General features: G+C 62.0%; 21 protein-coding genes and 1 pseudogene. 12 read left to right on the top strand and 10 right to left on the bottom strand.

What is annotated here, in order from left to right; all coding sequences use genetic code 11:
- Nucleotides 1-497 precede the first annotated feature (497 nt).
- Together QWI20_RS21530 and QWI20_RS21525 are read right to left on the bottom strand one after the other, a co-directional pair.
- Nucleotides 498-818, bottom strand: coding sequence for an EscU/YscU/HrcU family type III secretion system export apparatus switch protein (locus QWI20_RS21530; protein ID WP_369307138.1), 321 nt, complete (start codon nt 816-818; stop codon nt 498-500).
- On the bottom strand, nt 818-2449 hold the full coding sequence (locus QWI20_RS21525; RefSeq protein ID WP_369307137.1) for a flagellar hook-length control protein FliK: 1632 nt from the start codon (nt 2447-2449) through the stop codon (nt 818-820). Before QWI20_RS21525 ends, QWI20_RS21530 begins: the two co-directional genes overlap by 1 nt.
- Nucleotides 2450-2610: 161 nt before the next feature.
- On the opposite strand from QWI20_RS21525, the gene ccmA reads away from it, so the two are divergent.
- From ccmA to QWI20_RS21475, 10 genes are all read left to right on the top strand, one after another.
- A complete protein-coding gene (ccmA, locus tag QWI20_RS21520) occupies nt 2611-3246 on the top strand; it encodes a cytochrome c biogenesis heme-transporting ATPase CcmA (RefSeq protein ID WP_369307136.1) in 636 nt (211 codons plus the stop codon).
- A complete protein-coding gene (ccmB, locus tag QWI20_RS21515) occupies nt 3243-3914 on the top strand; it encodes a heme exporter protein CcmB (protein ID WP_122536817.1) in 672 nt (223 codons plus the stop codon). Before ccmA ends, ccmB begins: the two co-directional genes overlap by 4 nt.
- Before the next feature lie 165 nt (nt 3915-4079).
- Complete coding sequence (locus tag QWI20_RS21510) at nt 4080-4859, top strand: heme ABC transporter permease (RefSeq protein ID WP_369307145.1); 780 nt, start codon at nt 4080-4082, stop codon at nt 4857-4859.
- Nucleotides 4856-5032 carry a heme exporter protein CcmD gene (ccmD, locus tag QWI20_RS21505; RefSeq protein ID WP_369307135.1) on the top strand — a complete coding sequence of 59 codons (177 nt, stop codon included), beginning with the start codon at nt 4856-4858 and terminating at the stop codon, nt 5030-5032. Before QWI20_RS21510 ends, ccmD begins: the two co-directional genes overlap by 4 nt.
- The gene (gene ccmE / locus QWI20_RS21500) at nt 5029-5502 is read left to right on the top strand and encodes a cytochrome c maturation protein CcmE (protein WP_369307134.1); all 474 of its coding nucleotides are present in this window, start codon (nt 5029-5031) and stop codon (nt 5500-5502) included. The genes ccmD and ccmE overlap by 4 nt, the downstream gene beginning before the upstream one ends.
- Nucleotides 5503-5505: 3 nt before the next feature.
- The gene (locus tag QWI20_RS21495; protein WP_369307133.1) at nt 5506-7479 is read left to right on the top strand and encodes a heme lyase CcmF/NrfE family subunit; all 1974 of its coding nucleotides are present in this window, start codon (nt 5506-5508) and stop codon (nt 7477-7479) included.
- Nucleotides 7476-8012 carry a DsbE family thiol:disulfide interchange protein gene (locus tag QWI20_RS21490; protein WP_369307132.1) on the top strand — a complete coding sequence of 179 codons (537 nt, stop codon included), beginning with the start codon at nt 7476-7478 and terminating at the stop codon, nt 8010-8012. The genes QWI20_RS21495 and QWI20_RS21490 overlap by 4 nt, the downstream gene beginning before the upstream one ends.
- Before the next feature lie 173 nt (nt 8013-8185).
- A complete protein-coding gene (locus QWI20_RS21485; RefSeq protein WP_369307144.1) occupies nt 8186-8656 on the top strand; it encodes a cytochrome c-type biogenesis protein in 471 nt (156 codons plus the stop codon).
- Nucleotides 8653-9858, top strand: coding sequence for a c-type cytochrome biogenesis protein CcmI (gene ccmI, locus QWI20_RS21480; protein ID WP_369307131.1), 1206 nt, complete (start codon nt 8653-8655; stop codon nt 9856-9858). Before QWI20_RS21485 ends, ccmI begins: the two co-directional genes overlap by 4 nt.
- Before the next feature lie 30 nt (nt 9859-9888).
- Nucleotides 9889-10317: a hypothetical protein gene (locus QWI20_RS21475; protein ID WP_369307130.1), complete on the top strand. Its 429-nt coding sequence runs from the start codon at nt 9889-9891 to the stop codon at nt 10315-10317.
- Nucleotides 10318-11062: 745 nt separating this feature from the next.
- Here the strand turns inward: QWI20_RS21475 and QWI20_RS21470 are convergent.
- From QWI20_RS21470 to QWI20_RS21455, 4 genes and pseudogenes are all read right to left on the bottom strand, one after another.
- Nucleotides 11063-12064, bottom strand: coding sequence for a sulfate ABC transporter substrate-binding protein (locus QWI20_RS21470; protein ID WP_369307129.1), 1002 nt, complete (start codon nt 12062-12064; stop codon nt 11063-11065).
- Nucleotides 12065-12197: 133 nt separating this feature from the next.
- Complete coding sequence (locus QWI20_RS21465; protein ID WP_369307128.1) at nt 12198-13064, bottom strand: ion transporter; 867 nt, start codon at nt 13062-13064, stop codon at nt 12198-12200.
- Between the two features lie 45 nt (nt 13065-13109).
- Nucleotides 13110-13990: pseudogene (locus QWI20_RS21460) on the bottom strand (urea transporter).
- A 299-nt stretch (nt 13991-14289) separates the two neighbouring features.
- Nucleotides 14290-15921 (bottom strand): methyl-accepting chemotaxis protein, encoded by a 1632-nt coding sequence (locus tag QWI20_RS21455; protein WP_369307127.1) that lies wholly within the window; start codon nt 15919-15921, stop codon nt 14290-14292.
- Between the two features lie 542 nt (nt 15922-16463).
- Here QWI20_RS21455 and QWI20_RS21450 point away from each other — a divergent pair.
- Nucleotides 16464-16862, top strand: coding sequence for a response regulator (locus tag QWI20_RS21450; protein WP_369307126.1), 399 nt, complete (start codon nt 16464-16466; stop codon nt 16860-16862).
- Nucleotides 16863-16865: 3 nt separating this feature from the next.
- On the opposite strand, the gene QWI20_RS21445 is transcribed toward QWI20_RS21450, so the two are convergent.
- Entirely contained in the window at nt 16866-17474 is a 609-nt protein-coding gene (locus QWI20_RS21445) for a TetR/AcrR family transcriptional regulator (protein ID WP_369307125.1), read from the bottom strand.
- Between the two features lie 239 nt (nt 17475-17713).
- On the opposite strand from QWI20_RS21445, the gene QWI20_RS21440 reads away from it, so the two are divergent.
- Entirely contained in the window at nt 17714-17938 is a 225-nt protein-coding gene (locus tag QWI20_RS21440) for a hypothetical protein (RefSeq protein ID WP_065988731.1), read from the top strand.
- A gap of 111 nt (nt 17939-18049) precedes the next feature.
- Here QWI20_RS21440 and QWI20_RS21435 read toward each other — a convergent pair whose 3' ends face one another.
- From QWI20_RS21435 to QWI20_RS21425, 3 genes are all read right to left on the bottom strand, one after another.
- Nucleotides 18050-18808, bottom strand: a complete 759-nt coding sequence (locus QWI20_RS21435) for a hypothetical protein (protein WP_369307124.1) — start codon at nt 18806-18808, stop codon at nt 18050-18052.
- A gap of 210 nt (nt 18809-19018) precedes the next feature.
- Nucleotides 19019-19807, bottom strand: coding sequence for an outer membrane protein OmpK (locus QWI20_RS21430; RefSeq protein WP_192174181.1), 789 nt, complete (start codon nt 19805-19807; stop codon nt 19019-19021).
- A gap of 358 nt (nt 19808-20165) precedes the next feature.
- Nucleotides 20166-21521: a nucleobase:cation symporter-2 family protein gene (locus QWI20_RS21425; RefSeq protein ID WP_369307123.1), complete on the bottom strand. Its 1356-nt coding sequence runs from the start codon at nt 21519-21521 to the stop codon at nt 20166-20168.
- Between the last annotated feature and the right edge of the window lie 28 nt (nt 21522-21549).

Here is a 21549-nt window from a genome sequence, read left to right as displayed (position 1 = left end):
AAGTGGCTGAATGCCCCGGCCTCTTCGTGAGCAAGCTCACTCCCACAGGTCCTGCAACAACCGGAAATCCCGAGCCGAATCACCCCCGGTGTCGAGCTTGCTCGCGAAGGCTTACTTTCAGCCCCCCGAGAAAGTGGCTGAATGCCCCGGCCTCTTCGTGAGCAAGCTCACTCCCACAGGTCCTGCAACAACCGGAAATCCCGAGCCGAATCACCCTCCCGTGGGAGTCGAGCTTGCTCGCGAAGACTTACTTTCAGCCCCCCGAGAAAGTGGCTGAATGCCCCGGCCTCTTCGTGAGCAAGCTCACTCCCACAGGTCCTGCAACAACCGGAAATCCCGAGCCGAATCACCCCCGGTGTCGAGCTTGCTCGCGAAGGCGTACTTTCAGCCCCAGAGAAAGTGGCTGAATGCCCCGGCCTCTTCGTGAGCAAGCTCACTCCCACAGGGGCAATGTTGGCCGAGCGACCGCGTGGCGTAAGCCGCGGGCGGGCCTCCACTCAACGCGGTGTGATATCCCGCTCCACCGGCCCGGCATTCGGGTCGAAGCCCACCGGAAACTTGCCTTTCAGGTGCCAGGCAAACGCGATGATTTCGGCGATGGTCAGGTACAGCTCCTGGGGGATGCTGTCGCCCAGTTCGAGACGGGCGAGCATTTTCACCAGTTCGGCGTTTTCGTAGATCGGTACCTTGTACTCCCGGGCGATCGCCAGAATGGCTTCCGCCAGGCTGTCATCGCCCTTGGCCGTCAGCGTCGGGGCGTGGTGGCCGTCGTAGCTCAGGGCAATGGCCTGACGCGGGGTCTGTTCGGGTTTGCTCATCAGGCGTTCTCGTCGATCCAGCGTTGTTCGAGCACGGTCCGTGGGCCCTGGGGCGGCACGCCTCGGTTGCATTCCAGTTCCTTGACGTTCAGACCGCACGCCACCAACCGCGCCCGCAGATTATCCAGTTCGCTGGAAATCAACTCGGCGCTGCCTTCGCGTTCAGCCCACAACTGGCTGGCGATGCTGCCGGCGATCAGTTGCGCCTGCACTTGCAACGGGCCGAGGGGCTCCAGATCAAACGCCAGCTCCACACGCCAGAGCTTTTCTCGCTCTTTGGCTTCCTGCACTGGCGTGTCGGAAGGCTCGTCGCGCTCAGGCGTGTCCTCGCGCTGAACCTTGACTTGCAACGGCACGATGTCGTGGGCGTTGCGCATCGGAATCTCCAGCTGCCAGGTGGTCACCTGGGTGCCGTCGGCATTGGTGCGGGTCTGCTCCAGGCCGCCCAGCTGATGGCTCTGCAGGCGCGAAATCGCGCCTGCCGCCAGCTTCAGCAGCATCTCCAGATCGTCCTTGCTTTCCGGATGGCCGAGGGTGCGCGGTGGTAATGGGAAGTTGATCGTATCGCTCGGCGGCGCCACCAGCCCCAGGGTGCCGAAGGCGCTGCGCAACACACTGGGCATGGCCCGCGCCAGGGTATTGCCGGCGGCAGCAGCGTCATAACTGACGTTGCCTGGCAGCCCCGGCAGGAGTTGAGTGACCAGCCGCAGCAGGTTGGCTTTCATGTCCGGCACCAGCGTCGGGTTCTGTCCGGCGAGCAAGCGCGACTCCATGAACAGCCCGCTGGCATTCAGCGCCTGGGCGACGCCCTTGGCGGTGGTCATCTGCGGGAGGTCCGGCAGATCGGCCAACAGCTGCTCGATGCTGGCCCGCAGCGACGGCGAAAGATCGTCGCCATCGGCAGCCGGCGGCGGCATGTTTTGCAGCGCCGTGATCAGGCCCTGCAGCGAGCCCTGACGGCTTTGCTGTGTCGACAGCTGCTGGGCCAGGGCCAGTTCGTCCAGACGATTGGGCAGGGCAACGAAATTCAGCGCCTGACTGTTCTGCACCTGAGCGCTGAGCAGACTGCCGACCCGCAACGGCTGCGGGCTGTCGACGGTCAGGCTGGTGCCGGCCAGGGCGGTATTGAGCAGAATGACGATGGAGCGGTAATTGGCTGGCTGCCCGCTGGCCGCTGATTGCCCGGGGGGCTGCCCCGCCAACTGCGCGACATTCTGCGCCGCCACTTGAGTGGTCAGCACCTTGCCCTGCAACAGCGTGCCGGCGGGCAGCTGCTGCGTGTCGATGCTGGTCAGGCTGTTGGTGACGGCTTTCTGCAGGTCCAGCACGCTGATGGTCAGGGTGTCGGCCGAACCCTGGGCGACATTGACGCTGGTGCCCGGCGTCAGCGGCAGCGAACTGCTGACGGGCAGGGTGGTTTGCCGGCCGTTGTCCATGGTCAGTTTGAGCAGCAGCTGAAAGTCCTGCCCCAACTGCTTGAGGCTCACCACTTCAGCACTGGCCACCTGGCCGGAGGTCAACAGCCCCTCGCGCGGCTCCATCAGCTTGAGCACTTCGCCCGCCGGCACGCCTGCGCGCAGCAAGGCCGTGGCCGCTGCTACTGGAGAAAGATTGGGTATATCGCCTGTCATCAGATCCCGACTCGGTAAATTTGCGCTCTGAGTGGCGGGGCCGGGCATGTATAATCCGGCACCGACTGCGTCGGCGGTCCACCGTTAAGCTGCATCAGTATAACGGCCGTCATGATCCCGACTTGAACCGCCGTGCCGCTGCTACCGAAAAGAAGGTCCTCATGTCCATCCCCGTTCTTGAAGCCGTGGCGCTGAGTTGCGAGCGTGACTGGCGCCTGCTGTTCGAGAACCTCGAATTGCGGTTGAGCGCGGGTGACATGGTGCAGATCAGCGGTCCCAACGGCAGCGGCAAGACCAGCCTGCTGCGCCTTTTATGCGGGCTGATGCAGCCCACCGCCGGCAGCGTGTTGCTGGACGGCAAACCCCTCGCCAGTCAACGCGCCGAGCTGACCCGCCACCTGCTGTGGATCGGTCACGCCGCCGGCATCAAAGATTTACTCACCCCCCTGGAAAACCTCGCCTGGCTCTGCGCGCTGCACACGCCCGTGGAAACCGCCGACATCTGGCGCGCCCTCGAAGCGGTCGGCCTGCGCGGCTTTGAAGACGTGCCGTGTCACACCTTGTCGGCCGGCCAGCGCCGCCGGGTGGCACTGGCCCGCCTGTATTTGCCCGGCCCCGGCCTGTGGATGCTCGACGAGCCCTTCACCGCGCTGGACAAACAGGGCGTTGCGCAACTCGAAGCGCACCTGGCGGCTCACTGTGAAAACGGCGGCGCCGTGGTGCTGACCACGCACCACACGCTGAGCCTCACGCCGTCGGGTTATCGCGATCTGGACCTGGGGCAGTGGGCGGCATGAGTCACGTGTTTACCCTGCTGATCGCCCGCGAAGCGCGCCTGCTGTTTCGGCGTCCGGCCGAGCTGCTCAACCCGCTGGTGTTCTTCGCCATCGTCATCGCGCTGTTTCCCCTGGCCGTCGGCCCTGACACGCAACTGCTGCAGCGCCTGTCGCCGGGGTTGGTGTGGGTGGCGGCGCTGTTGTCCGTGCTGTTGTCGCTGGACGGCCTGTTCCGCAGCGATTTCGAAGACGGCTCCCTCGAACAGTGGGTGCTGTCGTCGCAGCCGTTGGCGCTGCTGGTGCTGGCCAAAGTACTGGCGCACTGGGCGTTTTCCGGGCTGGCGCTGGTGTTGCTGTCTCCGCTGCTGGCGCTGATGCTGGGCCTGCCCACTGCGTGTTTGCCGGTGTTGCTGCTGTCGCTGCTGCTGGGCACGCCGGTGCTGAGCCTGCTCGGCGCGGTGGGTGCGGCCTTGACCGTGGGGCTCAAGCGCGGCGGTTTGCTGCTGGCGTTGTTGATTTTGCCGCTGTACATCCCGGTGCTGATTCTCGGCAGCGGCGCGTTGCAGGCTGCACTTGAGGGCATGCCCGCGACCGGTTATCTGCTTTGGCTTGGCAGCCTGACCGCACTGGCGGTAACCCTGACGCCCTTTGCAATTGCCGCTGGTTTGAAGATCAGCGTTGGCGAATAATCGCACCCTGACCGAGCGGACAGTTTTTCCGTCGGCAGGTCCCGGACGCTTCAGCCATAAGAAGCGCCTTGCCCTGATAGCGCCTCTGGCTGAGACGCACTGTGATAACAAGCACCGTGATGAAAAGGCAGCGAGATGAACACAAGCGCCAAGGCTAAAGGCGGCATGAGTTGGGCCTGGTTCCACAAACTCGGTTCGCCCAAATGGTTTTACGGCATCAGCGGCCGTCTGCTGCCGTGGCTGAGCATCGCTGCGGCCCTGTTGATCGGCATCGGCGTGGTCTGGGGCCTGGCGTTCGCGCCGCCCGACTATCAGCAAGGCAACAGCTTTCGCATCATTTATATCCACGTGCCGGCGGCGATGCTGGCTCAGTCCTGCTACGTGATGATGGCGGTGTGCGGGGTGGTCGGGTTGGTGTGGAAGATGAAGATGGCCGACGTCGCCCTGCAATGCGCAGCGCCCATCGGCGCGTGGATGACCGCCCTGGCGCTGGTCTCCGGCGCGATCTGGGGCAAGCCGACATGGGGCTCGTGGTGGGTCTGGGATGCGCGGCTGACCTCGATGCTGATTTTGCTGTTTCTGTATTTCGGCCTGATCGCGCTGGGCAACGCCATTACCAACCGCGACAGTGCCGCCAAGGCCTGCGCCGTGCTGGCCATCGTTGGCGTGATCAACATCCCGATCATCAAGTACTCGGTGGAATGGTGGAGCACCTTGCATCAGGGCGCGACTTTCAGCCTGACGGAAAAGCCGGCCATGCCCGCTGAAATGTGGCTGCCGCTGCTGTTCACCGTGCTCGGGTTTTATTGCTTCTTCGGGGCGGTGCTGCTGATGCGCATGCGACTGGACGTGCTCAAGCGCGAGGCCCGCGCCGGATGGGTCAAGGATGTATTGGTGAAAAGCCTTGGTCACCCAGCGCCTCCTCGCAATGGAGCCGACCGATGAGTTTCGAGTCTTTCAGCGATTTTCTCGCCATGGGCAAGCACGGGCTGTATGTCTGGTCGGCCTATGGCATCTGTTCCATCGTGCTGGCGATCAACGTCCTGGCACCGGTTTTCGCGCGTCGGCGTTACCTGCAACAAGAGGCGCGCCGTCTGCGCCGGGAGAGCATTACGTGAATCCGCTGCGAAAAAAGCGCCTGTTGATCATCGTGGCGATTCTCGCCGGGGTCGGCATCGCGGTCAGCCTTGCACTCAGCGCGCTGAAGGAAAACATCAATCTGTTCTACACCCCGACCCAGATCGCCGGCGGCGAAGCGCCCCGTGACACGCGGATTCGCGCCGGTGGCATGGTCGTCCAGGGCTCGCTGCAGCGCTCGTCGGATTCCCTGGACGTCACGTTCGTGGTCACGGATTTCAACAAGTCGGTGCCCATCAGCTATCGCGGCATCCTTCCGGACCTGTTCCGCGAAGGGCAGGGCATCGTTGCCCTCGGCAGGCTCAATGCCGACGGCGTGGTCGTCGCCGATGAAGTGCTGGCCAAACACGACGAAAAATACATGCCGCCGGAAGTCGCCAAAGCGCTGAAAGACAGCGGCCAGCCCGCGCCCGCCGCCACGCCCGCCGCTCTCCCGGACAGACAGGGGTAAACGATGATTCCCGAACTCGGCCATCTGGCCATGATTTTGGCCCTGTGCTTCGCCCTCGTGCAGGCCATCGTGCCGCTGCTGGGCGCCTGGCGCGGCGACCGTCTGTGGATGAGCCTCGCCCAGCCCGCCGCGTGGGGGCAGTTTGCCTTTCTGGTGTTCGCCTTTGGCTGCCTGACCCATTCGTTCATGGTCGACGACTTTTCCGTGGCCTATGTCGCCGAAAACTCCAACAGCGCGTTGCCCTGGTACTACAAATTCAGCGCCGTGTGGGGCGCACACGAAGGGTCGTTGCTGCTCTGGGCGCTGATCCTCGGCGGCTGGACCTTCGCCGTGTCGATCTTTTCCCGACAGTTGCCTCAGGTCATGCTCGCCCGCGTGTTGGCGGTGATGGGCATGATCAGCGTCGGCTTTCTGCTGTTTCTGATTTTCACCTCCAACCCGTTCAGCAGGATCCTGCCGCAGATTCCCCAGGACGGGCGCGACCTCAACCCGTTGCTGCAGGACATCGGCCTGATCGTCCATCCGCCGATGCTGTACATGGGCTATGTCGGGTTTTCCGTGGCCTTCGCTTTCGCCATCGCGGCCTTGCTCGGCGGACGGCTTGATGCGGCGTGGGCGCGCTGGTCGCGGCCGTGGACCATCGTTGCCTGGGCCTTCCTTGGCATCGGCATCACCCTCGGTTCGTGGTGGGCGTATTACGAACTCGGCTGGGGTGGCTGGTGGTTTTGGGACCCGGTGGAAAACGCCTCGTTCATGCCATGGCTGGTGGGCACGGCGCTGATTCACTCCCTGGCAGTCACCGAAAAGCGCGGCGTATTCAAGAGCTGGACCGTGCTGCTGGCCATCGCGGCATTTTCGTTGAGCCTGCTCGGCACCTTCCTTGTGCGCTCGGGCGTGCTGACCTCGGTGCATGCCTTCGCCTCCGACCCGGCCCGCGGTGTGTTCATCCTGATCTTCCTGCTGATGGTAGTCGGCGGCTCACTGACCCTGTTCGCCATCCGCGCGCCGGTGGTGAAAAGCCACGTTGGCTTTGGCCTGTGGTCGCGGGAAACCTTGCTGCTGGGCAATAACCTGGTGCTGGTGGTGGCGGCGTCGATGATCCTGCTCGGCACGCTGTACCCGCTGGTGCTGGATGCGTTGAGCGGGGCGAAGATGTCCGTCGGCCCGCCGTATTTCAATGCGTTGTTCGTGCCGCTGATGGGCTTGCTGATGGCCGTCATGGCCGTGGGCGTGCTGGTGCGCTGGAAGGACACGCCGGTCAAGTGGCTGCTGAGCATGCTCGCGCCGGTATTGGTCGGCAGCGCGGTGCTGGCAGTAATCGCCGGTTTTGCCATGGCCGACTTCCACTGGGCGGTGCTTGCCACCTGCCTGCTCGCGGCCTGGGTGTTGCTGGCCGGGGTGCGCGATCTGTTCGACAAGACGCGGCACAAAGGCCTGCTCAAAGGCATGCGCTCGCTGACCCGCAGTTACTGGGGCATGCAAGTGGCGCACCTCGGCATCGCGGTGCTGGCCCTGGGCGTGGTGTTGTCCAGCCAGAACAGCGCCGAACGTGACCTGCGCATGGCACCCGGAGAGTCGGTGGAGCTGGGCGGCTATATGTTCGTGTTCGAGGGCGCCCAGCATTACCAAGGCCCGAATTTCACCTCCGACCGCGGCACCCTTCGCGTGCTGGAGGACGGCCAGGAAATCACTGTGCTGCACCCGGAAAAACGCCTGTACACCGTGCAGCGTTCGATGATGACCGAGGCCGGCATCGACGCCGGTTTCACTCGCGATCTGTACGTGGCGCTGGGCGAACCGCTGGAAAACGGCGCGTGGGCGGTGCGTGTCCACGTCAAGCCGTTCGTGCGCTGGATCTGGTTTGGCGGGCTGATCACCGCACTGGGTGGCCTGCTGGCGGCGCTGGACAAACGTTATCGCGTCAAAGTCCGCGCGAAAGTGCGTGACGCACTGGGCATGACGGGAGCGGCGGTATGAATCGCTGGATGTTGCTGATCCCGCTGGTGCTGTTTCTCGGCATGGCGGGGTTGCTGTACCGAGGCTTGTATCTGGATCCGTCGGAATTGCCGTCGGCGCTGATCGGCAAGCCATTCCCTGAATTCAGCTTGCCTGCGGTGCAGGACGGCAAACCGCTGACCCGCGCGGATCTGCTGGGCAAACCGGCGCTGGTCAACGTCTGGGGCACCTGGTGCGTGGCCTGTCGCGTCGAGCACCCGGTGCTGACAAAACTCGCGCAGCAGGGCGTGGTGATTTACGGCGTCAATTACAAGGATGTGAATGCCGATGCGCAGAAGTGGCTCAAGGATTTTCACGATCCGTATAAGGTGAACATTAATGATGAGGCCGGCAGCCTGGGTTTGAACCTGGGTGTGTATGGCGCGCCGGAGACTTTTTTGATCGATGCCAAGGGCGTCATTCGCTACAAGCATGTGGGCGTGATTGACGAGACCGTGTGGCGGGAGAAGCTGGCGGGTCAGTATCAGGCGCTGGTGGATGAGGGCTCAGAATGATCACCCGGCATGATGTGGCGGCTGGTGGTGATAGAGCTTCTGTGGGAGCCGAGCTTGCTCGCGAAGGCTTAAGTTCAGCCCATGGAGATGTGTTGAATGTTAGGGCCTCTTCGCGAGCAAGCTCGCTCCCACAGGGGATTGGGGGTGTGTCTGCTGGCTTGCTACTGAAGGGAGTGCGGCGGCTGGCGGCTGCTGCGGTATTGGCGTTGGGCTTTGCAGGTGCGGCCCAGGCAGCGATTGATGCCTACACCTTCAAGGACGATGCCGAGCGTGCCCGCTACTCCGAGCTGACCCGAGAGCTGCGCTGCCCGAAATGCCAGAATCAGGACATCGCCGATTCCAACGCGCCCATCGCGGCCGACCTGCGCAAAGAGATCTACCGCATGCTCGGCGAAGGCCAGAGCAATCAGCAGATCATCGACTTCATGGTCGATCGCTACGGCGAGTTCGTGCGCTACAAGCCGGAGCTCAACGCCCACACGTGGCTGCTCTGGTTCGGTCCGGCCGGCCTGCTGTTGGGGGGCGCGGTGTTGATTGGTGTGATTGTCGTGCGTCGGCGCCGCTCAGGCCGCGAAGACGCCGACGTGCTTTCCGACGAGGAGCGTCAGCGCCTCGCCCACTTGCTGGATAAGAACCGCGAATGATCGATTTCTGGATGGCCGCCGGCCTGTTGTTGCTGGTGGCCCTGAGTTTCCTGCTGATCCCCGTGGTGCGCGGCCGTCGCGCACAGACTGAGGAAGATCGCACCGCCCTCAACGTCGCCTTGTATCAGGAGCGCATCGCCGAGCTGCAAGCGCAGCAGGAGGAGGGCGTGCTCTCGGCGTCGCAGATGGACGGCGGCCGTGCCGAGGCTGCGCGTGAATTGCTTGCGGACACTGAGGGCGTGGGCGCCGAACGTGTGTCGCGCCTGGGCAAGCCGCTGCCGTTGCTGGCGGCGATTCTGGTCCCTGTCTTGGCGTTGGGTCTGTATCTCCATTTCGGTGCGTCGGACAAAGTCGAACTGACGCGGGAGTTTTCCCAGCCACCGGGTTCACTGGCGCAGATGACCGAGCGGCTGGAGCGTGCGGTCAAGGCGCAACCGGATTCCGCCGAGAGTGCGTACTTTCTGGCGCGCACCTACATGGCCCAGGATCGCCCCGCTGACGCCGCACGGATGTTCGAGCGCGCGGCCAAGCTGGCCGGGCGTCAACCGCAGCTGCTGGGTCAATGGGCCCAAGCGCTGTATTTCGCGGGCAACAAAACCTGGACGCCGCAGATTCAAGGGATCGCCGAAGAAGCGTTGAAGCTCGACCCCAGGGAAGTCACCAGCCTGGGCCTGATGGGCATCAACGCCTTCGAGAGCCAGCAGTTCGATCAGGCGGTGAGTTACTGGACGCGCTTGCTGGCGGTTTTGCCGCCGGACGATCCGTCCCGTGGGGCGCTGGAAGGCGGGATCAAACGGGCCAGCGACAAGGTCGTGCAAAGCGGGGGCAAGCTGGAAAACACCCAGCCGGTGGCGGTGCAGGGCGCACGTCTGAAGGTGCGCGTCACGCTGTCGGAAGCGTTGAAAGCCAAAGTTCAGCCGGGCGACACGGTGTTTGTGTTTGCCCGCGCGGTGTCAGGCCCGCCGGCGCCGCTGGCGGTCAAGCGCGTGACCGTGGCCGACTTGCCGGTGGAGGTCGAGCTGACCGACGCCGACGCGATGATGCCGCAGCTGAAACTGTCGAACTTCGCCGAAGTCCAACTGGTGGCCCGGGTGTCCCGCGCCGGTCAGCCCACGGCGGGGGAATGGATCGGTCGCAGCCAGCCGTTGCCGAGCAACGTGACGGCGCTGCAGGCCCTGACCATCGACAGCCCCGATCAGTAACCCCGTTAACGCAGCGAGTAGAGAGCCCTTATGTATCGCGTCGCCCGTTTTGCCTTGTTGAGTCTGGTGGTGGGATTGACCGCAGCCTGTGCGGTGCAGCATCCGGGGTCCCATAGCTCCGAACAGAGCTCCGAGCCGATCCCGACCATCCCCGGTCCGTCGCCGACGCCGCAGCCCGGCACGCCGCGCACTGCGCCAGAGACGCCGCCGTCCACGCCGATCCCGGCGCCGGGCCCGAAAACCTCTTCGCACTTCGCCCCGCCGCCGGGTGGCAACAGTCACTGGGATGCGCGCCTGGGTGTGCATGTACTGGATAACGTGCCGAACACGTTCTATCGCCAGCGCACGTATTACCGCTGGAACAACGGCTGGACCTGGTCGACCTCGCCCAGCGGTCCTTGGCAGGAGACCGATGCCAGCGGGGTACCGCCGGGGTTGAGCAAGCAGTTCGGGAATTGAATTAGGCGGGGGGCCTAGTACGCCAGGATCAAGATCAAGATCAAGATCAAGGGCGTCTGCCTGGGGGCAGACTGTTTCGCCTTCGGCGAGTTACTTTTAAAAAGCACTAAAAGTAACCAAAAGTGCCTGCTCTCGGTTGGGCCCTTCCTTCGTCAGGGTTCCTTCACTCCGGCCTCGCTCCGTGGGCCCGCCGCCATCCGCCATCCATGGCGGGGGGCGGCTCTCGCGGCATCCATGCCGCTCGGCCCACTGCGCGAGACCTGCGTTCAGCCTGCACCCAAGTCGCGATTGGCGGTGTTTGAGCCATTTGCGTATGAAGATCAAAAGCGCTTTAAAGCAGATCAAAAGCGCTTTAAAGCAGATCAAGAGCTTCCCGGCTGAAGCCGGTCCTATGGGCACGGGGTCTGTTAGTGGGACCGGCTTTAGCCGGGAAGCTTTTGATCTGATCGTTCCCACGCTCCGCGTGGTAACGCCGCCCCGGACGCTCCGCGTCCCGCATAAGACGCATATCAAGGCAGATCAAAACGGCGGCTCTTCAGGTCGCCGAGATGTCGCGTGGCAAACCCGGTTCATGTGGGAGTGAGCTTGCTCGCGAATGCGATCTGTCTGTGACTTATAGGTTGTCTGTCTCACTGCATTCGCGAGCAAGCTCGCTCCCACAAGTTCTGCATTCCCATATGAGTCAACGTTCAAGCCAATAAAAACGGCAGCCTCTTCAGGTCGCCGTTTTCGCATCATCCCGTGCTTACTTGGCCGGGTAGATCTGATCAAACACCCCACCATCGTTGAAGTGGGTCTTCTGCACGGTGCGCCAGTCGCCGAAGGTTTTTTCCACTGACAGGAAGTCCACTTTCGGGAAGCGGTCGGTGTACTTCGCCAACACCGCAGGGTCCCGTGGACGCAGGTAGTTGGCGGCCGCGATTTCCTGGCCTTCTGGCGACCACAGGTACTTCAGGTATTCCTCGGCCACCGCGCGGGTGCCTTTCTTGTCGACCACTTTGTCCACGACGCTCACCGGCGGTTCGGCTTCGGCGGAGACGCTCGGGTAGACCACTTCGAACTGATCACGACCAAACTCGCGGGCGATCATTTCCGCTTCGTTTTCGAAAGTCACCAGCACGTCGCCGATGTGGTTGGTCATGAACGTGGTGGTCGCGCCACGGCCGCCGGTGTCGAGCACGGGCACGTGGCTGAACAGCTCGCCGACGAACTTCTTCGCAGCTGCTTCATCGCCGCCGTTTTTCAGCGTGTAGCCCCAGGCCGAGAGGTAGGTGTAGCGGCCGTTGCCGGAGGTTTTCGGGTTCGGCACTACGACTTCAACGCCATCCTTGACCAGGTCCGGCCAGTCCTTCAGCGCCTTCGGGTTGCCCTTGCGCACGATGAACACCGTGGCCGAGGTGAACGGCGCGCTGTTGTTCGGCAGGCGGGTGACCCAGTTCTTCGGCACCAGCTCGCCGTTGTCGGCCAGCGCGTTGATGTCGGTGGCCATGTTCATGGTGATGACATCGGCGGGTAGGCCATCGATCACCGAACGCGCCTGTTTGCTCGACCCGCCGAAGGACATTTGAATCGTCGGGGTTTCCTGGTGCTCGGCATTCCAGTGCTTCTGGAACGCGGCGTTGTAGTCCTTGTAAAAGTCGCGCATCACGTCATACGACACGTTGAGCAGCGACGGCGCGGCGGCCTGTGCAGCGCTGCCCAGAGCCAGTCCTGCGGCGAGCAGGGAAGCGGCGAAGATCTTTTTCACTGTGGATTCCTTGTGGCGTTGAGCAGGGGCGTTTGGTGATTCGCTCTCGGAAGAGCCGTTGTTATAACCAGGCAGGATGGCCAATGGCTGGCGACTATAACCAAAGTCCCCAGCGGCTCAATAGATCAAAAACTCATGTGCTTATGTCCGGTTGCGCGTCTGCCGGTGCGGCCATCGCGCCGAGCTTGGGAAACAGCGCATTACCGCAGCGCGAACAGAACGCCGCGTTGGGTTCATGGGCGTTCTTGGCGCAGACCGGGCAGTCGTGCTGCAACTGATCGCCGCGCATGGCATTGGCCAGTTCGGCGGTGAAAATCCCGGTGGGCACGGCGATGATCGAGTAACCGGTGATCATCACCAGCGACGACAGGATCTGCCCGATCGGCGTCTTCGGCACAATGTCGCCAAAGCCCACCGTGGTCAGGGTGACGATCGCCCAATAGATGCCCTTGGGAATGCTGGTGAAGCCGTGCTCCGGCCCTTCGACGACGTACATCAGCGTGCCGAACACCGTCACCAGCGTCGACACGGTGGCGAGAAACACAATGATCTTCTGCTTGCTGCCACGCAGGGCGGCGAGCAAGTAGTTGGCCTGTTTCAAATAAGGGCTGAGCTTGAGCACGCGGAAGATCCGCAGCATGCGCACCACGCGCACGATCAGCAGGTACTGCGCGTCGCTGTAATAGATTGCCAGGATGCCCGGCACGATCGCCAGCAAATCGATCAGGCCGTAGAAGCTGAACGCGTATTTGAGGGGTTTGGGCGAGCAGTACAGGCGCAGCAGGTACTCGACCGCGAAGATGAAGGTGAGGGTCCACTCGATCCATGCCAGGGGCGCAGCGTAGTTGCGGTGAACGGCCTCGATGCTGTCGACGATCGCCACGAGCAGGCTGCAGAGAATGAGCACCAGCAGGATCTTGTCGAAGCGTCGGCCGGGTTTAGTGTCACTTTGAAAAATGATGATGCGTAGCTGTTCGCGCCAGCTGATGTTGCTGTCCATGGGGTCGTTCCGCGTGCAAGGTCGGCAGAGCGTGGGACAAAGCGCTCAGGAGCGCAACCGGTCATCACGTATAGCCTGACGCAGCAGCCGGGCGCTGGCCTGCACCAGCCAGCACGCCAGAATAAAGGGCGCGGTCAGCGTCGCCAGACCCACGGCGGAAAACCCCGGCTGCAACAGAATCGACAGCGCAATGGCGCTCGCCGGCAACCAGGGTTTGTGCCGCGCCTGACTGAAGGCCAGCCCGGCCAGCGCCGGGTTGTAGCCGCACAGAGCGGGCAGTGGCAAGTCAGCCTGCGACTGCCACAGCACGAAGGCGACACCGCTGATGCAACCGACAAAGGCCCAGAGCGCGGCGCGCCGATTGGCGATCAGCAGCCCGACACCGATCATCACCCCGGCCAGTGGATGATCGAGCAGGAAGACCTGGCCGAACCCCAGCGGCAGGGCGTGGATCGGGTTCACGTCCGCGATAGCCGCTTGCATCGGTTCGACAAACATCAACAACAGCCAGCCAAACAGCACGAAGGGCGCGGTGTAGGCGTTCAGGCACGTAGCGCGCGGCGTGCGTTCCAGCCAGGCGTGCATGAGCATTGCGCTCAGCCCGCCGCAGGCAATGATCAGCAGCGCACCAGTGGTGACCATTCGACCTGAGAGCCGATCAACAGCCCGAGCAAAATGCCGTTGTAGCTATAAAGCCCGGATTGACGCCTGACTTTCGGGTAGCCGCGCCGTTGCGCCGTGAGCAAACCGGCGACAGCGCCCAGCAACGCGCCGCCCAGGGAGGAGGGCGCGCTGATCAGAATCGCCAACAGACAGAAAACCCCGCAGAGGGGGCTGCGTTGCAGCAGTACCTGACTGAAACCGTTAAGAAGAGCTTCGGCCCAGTCGTGGCAGTGGGAGGGGGGTGTAGAGAGGGTGGGTGGCATATATGTATTCAATAATTGTATTTATTGTATACATAATGGCTTGAGGTACGTAGTTCAGCAAGGTTGTAAGAGAGCTACATTTGCTCATCGCCACTCTAGCTGACACACCGCATGTCCTTGTAGACCGGCTTCAGCCGGGAAAGCGTCAGCCGCCACACGGCAAAATTGATGGCGTCAAATCGGGCCTCTTCCCGGCTGAAGCCGGTCCCACTAACACACCGAGTACCCCTGTGGGACCGGCTTTAGCCGGGAAAGCGTCAGGCGTTACACCGCAAATCTCATGGGGCTCAGTCTGGTTGTTACACCCGAAACTGCCGCAACAACCCATTCAGTTGTTCACTCAACCCCTTGAGTTGATTGCTCGCCGCGCTGGACTGTTCTGCCGCGACCGCTGTGCTCTGGGACAACTGCGCCGCCTGGGTGACGTTCTGGTTGATGTCTTCCACCACGTGGGATTGCTCGAGGGTCGCGCTGGCGATGGAGGCGTTGAGGCCGTTGAGGTTGCGCAGCGCCTGGCTGATCGACGTGAGGCTCTGGCCCGCCAGGTTGGCCTGTTCAATCGTCAGCTGCGACGAACGACTGCTGTCGGCGATCACTTTCACCGCAGCGTCCGAATGGGCTTGCAGGCGCTCGATCATCGCCTGGATTTCCGCCGTGGATTTCTGCGTGCGCTGGGCCAGCAGGCGAACCTCGTCTGCGACCACGGCGAAGCCACGGCCCTGGTCACCGGCGCGGGCGGCTTCGATGGCGGCGTTCAGCGCCAGCAGGTTGGTCTGCTCGGCAATCGAACTGATCACCTCCAGCACCCCGCCGATCTGCGTGCTTTCGCTGGCCAGCGTGCGAATCACTTCCACGGCCTGATCGATGGTGCCGGACAGGTGCCCGATCTGCTTCAGGCTGCTGTCGATGTTGGCCTGACCCTGCTGCGCCTGGGATTCGGCGTTGCGCATCTCGCTGGCGGCGTGCTCGGCGTTCTTCGCCACATCCTGCACGCCATAAGTGACCTCATTGACCGCCGTGGCCACCTGCTCCATCTGCAACGACTGCTGTTGGCTGCGTTCCTGAGCCTGAATGGCATTGCTGCCCAGCTCACTCGACGCCTGACCGAGGCCGACCGCAGACGACTGCAGCTCACTGACCACCCGCCGCAGCTTGGCGGTGAACGCATTGAAGTGCCGGGCCAGCTGCGTGACTTCGTCATTGCCCTGGGTTTCCAGGGTGCGGGTCAGGTCGCTTTCGCCGCTGGCGATATTGGCCATTGCCTCGACGGTGGCCTTGAGCGGCCCGGCGATGCTGCGTGCGATCAGAATCAACAGCAGCGCCATGACCAGAATGATCCCGGCACTGATCGACAGCGCCTTGACCACTTGCTTGTAGAACTCGGCCTGCACGTCATCGATGTAAACGCCCGAGCCGATGATCCAGCCCCACGGCGCGAACAGCGAAATGTACGAGGTCTTGCCGACCGCATCAGTGGCGCCGGGCTTGGGCCAGCGGTAGTTGACCAGGCCGGCGCCTTTGGCCTTGGCCAGGGTGACCATCTCGTTAAAGACCTGAAAGCCGTCCGGGTCTTTGATGCCGGACAGGTCCTGGCCTACCAGCTTGGGATTGGCCGGGTGCATGATCATCACCGGGCGCAGGTCGTTGATCCAGAAGTAGTCGGTCTGGTTGTAGCGCAGCCCGTGAATCGCATCCATCGCCTGCTGCTGGGCCTGCTCGCGGGTCAGCGTGCCGGCGGTTTCCAGGCCATGGTAGTAATCGAGCAGGCCGCTGGCGGTCTGCACCACGTGCATGGTCTTGATGGTTTTGGCTTCGTACAGATCGTCGTGGATCTGTTTGAGCATCGCCGCCGCCAGCGTAAACAGCATCACCACGGCGACGATGAGAATCAGCCACAAGCGCCGGCTGATTGAAAGATTGCGCATATTCATGATCGTCACTCCGCTTCTTTATTCTTCTTGTTCGGCCAGGTCGCTCTATAACCGCTTGCACGACAGCCCATTGACCCGCATCCCTCAGCGGAGGGAAGCCATGGCGTCATTAAGCATCTCGGCCTCAGCGGTATAAACCTGAGTGTGGGCGCAGGTCACTGACACAGGTATAGCGAAAGGCTTACACAAGCTGAGGAACTTGGCTCTAGGTTGAAACACCTCGACGCGGTACATTGGATCCATCAACTGCAGCAACGGACCGCTGCAGGATCAAGGACGATCGACCGTTGCCAGGCATTGGCGGCCAACAGGAAGTTGGACGGTGTTGCACAAACCCGCTTCGGCGGGTTTTTTATTGCCTGCGATTCCGCAAAGTCCTGTTTGTACGGTTTCATTTCCAGAATCTGCACATCGTTTCGACCAAATGTTGTTTCCCAATGGAATTTCCGGCGCTTGCGCCGCTCACAGTACGGACTACACCCGAGTCCAGGACAGGGCCGGCCGGGCAGGCATGGGAAATAATTATTGTGGATGTGGCGCAAATGGCAGCAGACGTACCAAACATGGGACTCATTCTGGTGGTTGAGGACGAGGAGATCATTCGCGAGTTCGTTTGCGAAATCCTCGAGGATGAAGGCTTTACCACCCATGCGCTGGAGACTGCGGACGAGGCGGCGAAGTACCTCGAAAGCAACTCGGGCGACGTGGCGCTCCTTCTGACCGATATCCTCATGCCGGGCACCTTGAATGGTGCGGACCTTGCGAATCTGTCGAGCAACAAGTATCCGCAGATCCCGATCCTGATCATGTCAGGTCATGAAACGCCAGAGAGCTCCGGTGTCGTAAATCCGGTCGTGTTCATCCGCAAGCCCTGGAGTTTCGGCCAGCTGTTGCAAGGGGTGAGCAGGGCCTTGGGCTACGACAAAGAAGAAAGCCAGTGACCTTCAGCGGTCCGGCTCACACCCTTTGAGCACCAGCCGGATGATGGTCTGGGCGGCCGCTTCGTAATCAGCGTCGTCCAGGGTCGCTTTACCCGTCACGGTGGAAATCTGCCAGTCGAAGTCGGCGTAGGTCTGGGTCGCGGCCCAGATGCTGAACATCAGATGATGGGGGTCGATCGGCGCGATCAGACCGTCATCTATCCAGCCCTGAATACATTCGATGTTATGCCGGGCCTGTCCATTCAGCTGCTCAACCTGCTCGGGCGTCAGATGCGGCGCGCCGTGCATGATCTCGCTGGCAAACACTTTTGACGCAAAGGGCAAATCGCGGGAGATGCGGATCTTCGAGCGGATGTAGCTCGTCAACACCTCAGCCGGCACACCTTCGCGATTGAACGGCGTCGACGCCTGCATGATCGGCTCGATGATGCTTTCAAGCACCTCGCGATACAGGTTGTCCTTGGACTTGAAGTAGTAATAGACGTTGGGCTTGGGCACACCCGCCTTGGCGGCGATATCGCTGGTCTTGCTGGCGGCAAATCCCTTGTCGGCAAATTCTTCGCTGGCTGCGCGCAGGATCAGTTCTTTGTTGCGCTCGCGGATGCTGCTCATAAACCGGTATGTCCTTGCCTGCTCGGCGGTGGCGAATGTTAGCACCGGCCTCGCAGCAGGCTCAACATTGCCTCGGCTGCGCAACAACATCCCCTTTGTCCACCGGCTTTGTCGCTGGCGCGGCGGCGCGCGAATGCTATTGTGTGGCGGGTTGTACCGGGAGCAGTAGCGGAATGGCAGTAACAAAACTGGCGCCTTATCAAGGCTGAACGCGTATTCGGTGGCGAGGTGTCGGCAGCATGAACAGCCCATTGTTTTCCAGCGTCGTTGCGTATGCCCAGCATTGCGAGCGTCAGCTGGTGGAAATCCTGCACCGCCGGCCGACGCTCGACCGGCAGCAGGTCATGACCTGGGTCGACGAGCAGAGTCATGCGATGAAAGACCGTGATCCCCTCGACCTGCTGCGCTCGCTGAACGCGAGGGTGCGAGCGGGCAAGCCGCTGCCGTGGGAAGGGCATTCCTGAGGCGGTGACCCTGGCCGCGTTTGCCTGTGCCCGTTGAACCTCAGCCTGTGTAGCGAGGGTTGAAGTGCTTCGGTCCCAGGCAAGCGCGCCTTACTTCGATGGAGCGTGCCCTTACTTGTCGCTGATCGCCGCATAGGCTGGCGCGGGCTTGCGGTTGTAATACATGGCAGCGCCCACCAGCAGCACCAGAATGCCCAGCAGTACCATCGACGAACCCACCGTCCCGAAGTCCAGGCCGCCTTTTTCATGGGGCTTGGTCAGCACGTCGCCCAACGTCGCCCCGAACGGGCGAGTCAGCACGAAGGCGATCCAGAACAACGCCACCGAAGACAATCGGGTGGTGTAGTGAAGCACCACGACCACGGCAATCGCCGAGCCGATCAGCAACGCCCCGCCCATGAAACCCAGCCCCGAGTCATCCGCCAGGAAGTCGCCCAGCGCCGTGCCCAGGGTGTTCGAGAACAGGATGGCGAACCAATAGAACAGCTCGGCTTTGAGGGTCGTGACGCGGCTGACTGACAACGACCGTTCGCTCCAGTACCAGGCCGAGAAGATCGCCAGCAGGATCGCCACCAGAATGGCCGAACCCGCCGCATACCCGAGGCCCAGCGTACGGTCCATGAAGTCAGACATGGTGGTGCCCGCGGTGCTGGTGGAAAGAATCACCAACCAGTACAGCGCCGGGTTATAGCGTTTGGAGGCCAGTTGCGTGACGAGCGTGACGACAAACACGCTGATCAAGATAAGGGAGCTGATCAGATAGCCAACGTCGAGGGTCATTGACAGCAAGTCGCCTGCTGTTTCGCCTAACGTGGTGGCACAGATCTTCATGACCCAGAACGCGAGCGTAATCTGCGGAAGTTTGTTCATTGTGATTACCGGGTGGTTCAGACAGGGAGGTTCGAGTGTCTGCCCGACAGTGGCCGACGGTGCCTATCTTCCCGGAGCGGAAGTTAAAAATCGGTCACATGAAAATGAAAAGCGCATTAATTGCCCGGAGCGCAACGCTCCGGGCATTCTGCTGTGGACGCCGGATGGCAACGGCCTGCGAAGGCGCTTGCCAGCACCGTCCCGAAGCGATCAGAAGAACACTTTCACCAGCAAGCTCGCGGTGTTCTGGTCGGTGTCGAAAGAGCGCGTGTCGTTGATCCCGTACTTGTTGCTCCAGTAGTCGTACTCGACGCCCACATACAACTGCCGGTCCGGAAGATTAAGCGCCTTGCCCAGGTCGTATTTGATCTGCGGGTTGAAGTGCAGGTTGGAGTGGTAATCGCCTTTGCTGTTGGACTGTTTGTTGTCCACAACCCAGTCCATGAACCCGTCGATAAGAATGTCCGACTTGCCCACCGGAATGGTGTAGGACCACACCGGGGTGATCTGCCAGGCGCCGTAACCGGCGCGGTGGCCGTCGTTGTAACGCTTGTAGAAGTTCAGCTGGAAGTAATCGAAGCCGGGGATCTTCAAATCAAAACCCGGGCCGATGAGATACGACTCGACATCGCCTTCGCCAAACTCGTAAGTGGTTGCCAGCAACACGTCGGTGACAGGGCCGAACTCGAATTTCTGATCGAAGATCTTGCCCATCGACAGGCGAGGGGAAATCTCCCCGTACGTCGAGGCGTTGCCCAGGCTGCCGTCTTTCTTGCCGTTGTAGTTGATGTAATCGAGGAAGACGAAGTTATCGCCGTATTTCCAGCCATCGGCATGTTCGTAGGTGAACGTCTGCTGGTTCTCAGGGTTCACGGCGAAGTTCTTGCCGTAGAGATAAGTCAGGCTGTTGCTCTGCCACTGCAGCAGATCACCCGACATGGCCGGCGCAGCGGCAAGCAGGCTACTGGCGGCCATCAGGCTGGAAAGCGTGCGGTTCATGTAAATACTCCCTTGGATTGACGTCGTGGTTTTTTGCGAACGGACGCTCTGTTATGGCGCCTTGGTTTTAATCGATTAAGTTGTCTGTTTGGTCAGCTTCGAGTTGATAGCAAGAGCTGAGCCAACACCTTGAAAAAAGACGAAAAAGCCCCGCCGGCTGTTCAAAGAACAGTCGATTGGTCGATTTATCGATGCCGTTTGGAAGATGCACGGGCTGATCGGAGAGTTGTCCGGTCAGTCAGGTTAGTTGCAGTGTTGTTATTGGACTGAATTCGAGCGGCGGCGGAGGATACTGACTCGCGCAGCCGTGCTCAAGTGCTCTGTCACAGAGCACTCCCGTCGAAAACAGGGCAACCCCTCAGTGTGAATGCAGCGGCCCGGCCATCGCCGCGCGTTCGGCACCGCCGAGGACGTTGAACAGCAGGTTCAGCAACGCCGCGCTCAATGTCGCCATGGCGATGCCGCTGTGGGTGATCGGCCCCATCCACTGCGGCAGCTGGCTGAAGAACTCCGGTCGCACCACGGGTATCAGGCCCATGCCGATGCTCACTGCGACCAGCAGCTGGTTGCGCCGGTCGGCGATGTCCGCTTCCTGGAGGATCTTGATCCCGGTGGCGGCGACCATGCCGAACATCGCGATGGCCGCGCCGCCCAGTACGGCAGGTGGAATCGAAGCCACCAGATACGCCGCTTTCGGCAACAGGCTGAGCACGATGAGGAACCCGCCCGCGACAATGGTCACCGAGCGGCAGCGCACGCCGGTCATCTGCACCAGGCCGATGTTCTGCGCAAACGAGGAATGGGTGAAGGTGTTGAGAAAGCCCGCGAGAAACGAGGCCGCCGCGTCGCACAACAGGCCCCGGCGCAGCATGCCGGGGGTGACTTCGCGGTCGGTGATCTTGCCCAGCGCGAGAAACATCCCCGTGGATTCGACAAAAATGATCACCACCACCAGGCACATCGACAGGATCGGCGCGAGGCTGAATTGCGGCAGGCCGAAGTGCAGGGGCGTGACCACCTTCAGCCATTCGGCCTGACCCAGGCCACTGAGGTCGACCATGCCCATGAAGCCGGAGAGGATGTAGCCCAGGCCCATGCCGATCAGCACCGAGATGTTGACCCAGAACCCGCGCATGAAGCGGTTGATCAGCAGGATGGTCAGCAACACCAGCGCGGCGACGCCAAGGTAGACCGGGTCGCCGAAGCTCACCGCCTTGCTGCCGCCGCCCGCCCAGTTGACCGCTACCGGGAACAGCGACAGGCCGATGGAGGTGATCACGGTGCCGGTCACCAGCGGCGGGAAGAAACGCACGATTTTCGACATGAACGGCGCGATCAGCATACCGAAGAAGCCTGCTGCGATGGTCGCGCCGAAGATGCCCGGCAGGCCGACGCCGCTCATTCCGGCCATCGCCACCATGCTGCCGACGGCGGCAAAGCTGGCGCCCATCATGATCGGCATGCGAATCCCCAGCGGACCGATGCCCAGGGATTGCACCACCGTGGCGATGCCGGCGACCAGCAGGTCGGCGTTGATCAGAAAGGCGATTTCTTCCCGGGAAAGCCCGGCGGCCTGGCCGATGATCAGCGGCACCGCAACGGCACCGCCGTACATCAACAGGACGTGTTGCAGGCCCACCAGAATCAGTTGCAGCAATGGCAGGGGCTGTCGTGGCGGCGCGGCAGGAATGCGCGCGTGAGTTGACTCGGACATGCAACACCTCATTGTTTTTATTTTTTGG

It is taken from the genome of Pseudomonas sp. W2-17, assembly GCF_041060445.1.
Lineage (GTDB): Bacteria > Pseudomonadota > Gammaproteobacteria > Pseudomonadales > Pseudomonadaceae > Aquipseudomonas.
The sequence above is the reverse complement of the archived record's forward strand: the minus strand, read 5'-3'. Positions and strand labels throughout refer to the sequence as shown.

Excerpts from the sequence above, each read along its gene's own strand:
- QWI20_RS21450 (WP_369307126.1), top strand. The coding sequence starts at position 16,464 with ATGGCAGCAGACGTACCAAACATGGGACTCATTCTGGTGGTTGAGGAC.
- QWI20_RS21490 (WP_369307132.1), top strand. The coding sequence starts at position 7,476 with ATGAATCGCTGGATGTTGCTGATCCCGCTGGTGCTGTTTCTCGGCATG.
- QWI20_RS21435 (WP_369307124.1), bottom strand. The coding sequence starts at position 18,808 with ATGAACAAACTTCCGCAGATTACGCTCGCGTTCTGGGTCATGAAGATC.
- ccmB (WP_122536817.1), top strand. The coding sequence starts at position 3,243 with ATGAGTCACGTGTTTACCCTGCTGATCGCCCGCGAAGCGCGCCTGCTG.
- QWI20_RS21465 (WP_369307128.1), bottom strand. The coding sequence starts at position 13,064 with ATGGACAGCAACATCAGCTGGCGCGAACAGCTACGCATCATCATTTTT.
- QWI20_RS21510 (WP_369307145.1), top strand. The coding sequence starts at position 4,080 with ATGAGTTGGGCCTGGTTCCACAAACTCGGTTCGCCCAAATGGTTTTAC.
- QWI20_RS21425 (WP_369307123.1), bottom strand. The coding sequence starts at position 21,521 with ATGTCCGAGTCAACTCACGCGCGCATTCCTGCCGCGCCGCCACGACAG.
- QWI20_RS21430 (WP_192174181.1), bottom strand. The coding sequence starts at position 19,807 with ATGAACCGCACGCTTTCCAGCCTGATGGCCGCCAGTAGCCTGCTTGCC.
- ccmI (WP_369307131.1), top strand. The coding sequence starts at position 8,653 with ATGATCGATTTCTGGATGGCCGCCGGCCTGTTGTTGCTGGTGGCCCTG.
- ccmA (WP_369307136.1), top strand. The coding sequence starts at position 2,611 with ATGTCCATCCCCGTTCTTGAAGCCGTGGCGCTGAGTTGCGAGCGTGAC.
- QWI20_RS21530 (WP_369307138.1), bottom strand. The coding sequence starts at position 818 with ATGAGCAAACCCGAACAGACCCCGCGTCAGGCCATTGCCCTGAGCTAC.
- QWI20_RS21495 (WP_369307133.1), top strand. The coding sequence starts at position 5,506 with ATGATTCCCGAACTCGGCCATCTGGCCATGATTTTGGCCCTGTGCTTC.
- QWI20_RS21455 (WP_369307127.1), bottom strand. The coding sequence starts at position 15,921 with ATGAATATGCGCAATCTTTCAATCAGCCGGCGCTTGTGGCTGATTCTC.
- QWI20_RS21475 (WP_369307130.1), top strand. The coding sequence starts at position 9,889 with ATGTATCGCGTCGCCCGTTTTGCCTTGTTGAGTCTGGTGGTGGGATTG.
- QWI20_RS21525 (WP_369307137.1), bottom strand. The coding sequence starts at position 2,449 with ATGACAGGCGATATACCCAATCTTTCTCCAGTAGCAGCGGCCACGGCC.
- ccmD (WP_369307135.1), top strand. The coding sequence starts at position 4,856 with ATGAGTTTCGAGTCTTTCAGCGATTTTCTCGCCATGGGCAAGCACGGG.
- QWI20_RS21445 (WP_369307125.1), bottom strand. The coding sequence starts at position 17,474 with ATGAGCAGCATCCGCGAGCGCAACAAAGAACTGATCCTGCGCGCAGCC.
- QWI20_RS21440 (WP_065988731.1), top strand. The coding sequence starts at position 17,714 with ATGAACAGCCCATTGTTTTCCAGCGTCGTTGCGTATGCCCAGCATTGC.